The sequence below is a fragment of the Pseudoalteromonas sp. S558 genome (assembly GCF_005886635.1).
Classification (GTDB): domain Bacteria; phylum Pseudomonadota; class Gammaproteobacteria; order Enterobacterales; family Alteromonadaceae; genus Pseudoalteromonas; species Pseudoalteromonas aliena.
Map to the genome: position 1 here is coordinate 1 of NZ_PNDU01000443.1, position 2,513 is coordinate 2,513.

The window sequence follows — 2,513 nt, forward strand, 5'->3', positions numbered from 1 at the left end:
AATGTGCTTTTTTCATAATTTTCTCCTGTGTTTACAATAAGAGAAAATTCTACATTTGGCATCTATTATTTTTAGGGAGGATTACCGCTTATGGCGTAAAAAGTTAACAGAATCAAATGAAGAACTCGTTATTAAAGACTTTAATCGAATCAATTGGCTCAACTGGCAACTTATTAACCAAAATTTATACTTTTACCGAGAAGCTACGGGGATTTGGGCGTTCGACATCAAGACACAAAAAGAGAGTTTGATTATGCCAAAGCCTGATAATTTCGTTCATCAGTATACAATAGCACCTGATCAGCAATACATATTCTGGGTTCGCCTAAAAGCTATTCAAGGCGATATATACCAATACAGCTTTTAAATGCGATGCAGGTTATCTACTTTGTTACTGCTAATAGTAACAAAGTAGAAACAAACCAGCTTATTCGTTACTTTTAATCTCCTCAAGTAACAGACCAGTCGTCCAATCAATACCACTGTACGCTATATCTGGTTTATAATAATCACCTTTTTCACGAGCTCTGTTAACGTACACTTTGTTAGGCACAATCACCTTGCCTAAACCTGAGGGTAAATCAGCTAAGCGTACCTCCATATACATAGAATCTGCACTGCTTGGTGCACCAAATAATTGCGTGTTTGGAAATAGTTTAAACACGTCAATGGCATCTAAGCAGGCACTCGCGCATTGCGGTGGTACTATAACAAACACCTTGGTTTTAAAGTCGCTGGTTAAGGATGTGTTTTGATCTAGCGCTGGTTGGCTATCTTTTTCTTCAATGTAAAACGGTTTGTTGTTTTTAAGCGCTTGTGTCATCCCGCTAGCAACAGCTGTGATAGCTGCATGCGTTTCGGGCTGATCTTTCACAACCTCAATTAACGACTGCACATAGTCAGTATTATCTTTTGATGCTCTCCACCACACTTGCGTATTTTGAGACAAACCAGCCGCATTGTGATTTACAACTTTTTCACCCCATAACCTTTTTGCTATTTGTAAGCTCCAATAAGACGAACCACCTTGATTATGACGCAAATCTAATACCACTGCTTTTGCAGTAAGCAGTTTGCTACGCTGCTGTTGTATTTTTTCAAACACTTTATTGTAGGCAGCTGTTTGTTTATCGTTTACCGAAAAACTAGGCATAGCAATCCAAGCTATATGTTTATCAGGCCACGTTAAATCAATGGGGAGTTCATCACCGTTGTAGGCATTTTCTAAATGTTTGCTGACTGATTTAGGCATTACTGACCAATTCAGTACTTGTGTAAAAGTTTCGCCATTGGCTTTAACAAATTTGCATTCTTTTAAAAGGGTTAAAAATGGATTACCCTCGTCAATTAGTAACCGCCAACCTTGCTGCCACCAATGACCAGGCTGTGCCACTTCGCCATGAAACTTAAATATTCTCTCACGCATTAAGGTATCAGTGCTTTGCCCATCACATTGGCTTACAACGTCGCCTTTGCTAATATTTTTGGCTTCGCTGTAATACACTTTTAGCGCATCGCCTCGCCATACAGCACTAAAACTTGGCCAGCGGCGCGCTGGTCGCTCTACACTTGAAAACGCACCCGCATGGCCATCTTGTAACACAGTGTTAAAGCGCGCAATTGCAGCTACATGAACCTGCGGCCCGCTCGCTTCAACCGATAATGCTAATGCTTCTACTTTTGCTTTTTTTAATAATGCTGGAAACGCTGGGTTATTAACATCAACCATACCGGGGTGGTTTAGTGCAGTAATACTATAAGCCGCGTTAATATCGCGCTCTGTTATGCTGCGCCAATGCTCAGGTGTAGTAGGTAGAATGGTTTTTTGTGCAGCATTTATAACTGGTGATAGTAATAAAGCGCAGAGCAATACATGATTGGTTATTTTTGTTTTTATAGTCATAAAAATCCGTTTAAATGTTGTGGTATATATAATTTAAGATGCGTGTTTTATTTAATACCGCTCAAAGGCGCACCATTTTAAAGTTTTCAATAGCTAAATTTTACTGGTTACCCACCTCACGGCGAGTTGTTATGTTTTGGCAACTTGAAACCTGCCGTGTTTAACCCAACCACAAAAAAATACAAAACTAACAACACCCTGAATTAAAATAATCCAGAACAAAGACTCCTCGAGGAAATCTGGATAGTTCAGGGTATGTATCAATGAGATTAAGCCGAACACGCTACCAAAACTAAGCAAGCCTAGTATGGTCAAAGTAGAAAAGTAGCCAATATTCTTTCTAGACACTATGCCGTAAATGGCAACGGCTACTAAACAAAGATAAATCGCTGATGAAACTATAGTTAGACCATTTAGCTCCCCCTCTACAATTTGTTCCTGAGTCAACTTAACTCCTCTCATTAGAAGAAGTAGTATTAACCAGCCAATAGTTAGATTTTTCATCATACTCTCTGTGAACGTAACGAGCCTATAAATTAACTCGTTTTTTATTTTTTATTAATAAACAAACCATAGCTGAGTTCCTATTTTGGTTCAATCTATTGCTGTA

The 2,513-nt window shown here is 38.9% G+C and carries 3 protein-coding genes; 1 reads left to right on the top strand and 2 read right to left on the bottom strand.

Features of this window, described 5'->3' with window-relative positions; translation table 11 throughout:
- Positions 1-55 precede the first annotated feature (55 nt).
- Positions 56-367: a hypothetical protein gene (locus CWB66_RS20560; RefSeq protein WP_138586904.1), complete on the top strand. Its 312-nt coding sequence runs from the start codon at positions 56-58 to the stop codon at positions 365-367.
- Positions 368-427: 60 nt separating this feature from the next.
- On the opposite strand, the gene CWB66_RS20565 is transcribed toward CWB66_RS20560, so the two are convergent.
- The gene (locus CWB66_RS20565) at positions 428-1,903 is read right to left on the bottom strand and encodes a S41 family peptidase (RefSeq protein WP_138586906.1); all 1,476 of its coding nucleotides are present in this window, start codon (positions 1,901-1,903) and stop codon (positions 428-430) included.
- 129 nt (positions 1,904-2,032) lie between these two features.
- On the bottom strand, positions 2,033-2,350 hold the full coding sequence (locus CWB66_RS20570) for a hypothetical protein (protein WP_138586908.1): 318 nt from the start codon (positions 2,348-2,350) through the stop codon (positions 2,033-2,035).
- Positions 2,351-2,513 lie beyond the last annotated feature (163 nt).

What these genes read in the sequence shown, in the direction of transcription:
- CWB66_RS20565 (WP_138586906.1), bottom strand. Translation starts at nt 1,903, where the DNA reads ATGACTATAAAAACAAAAATAACCAATCATGTATTGCTCTGCGCTTTA.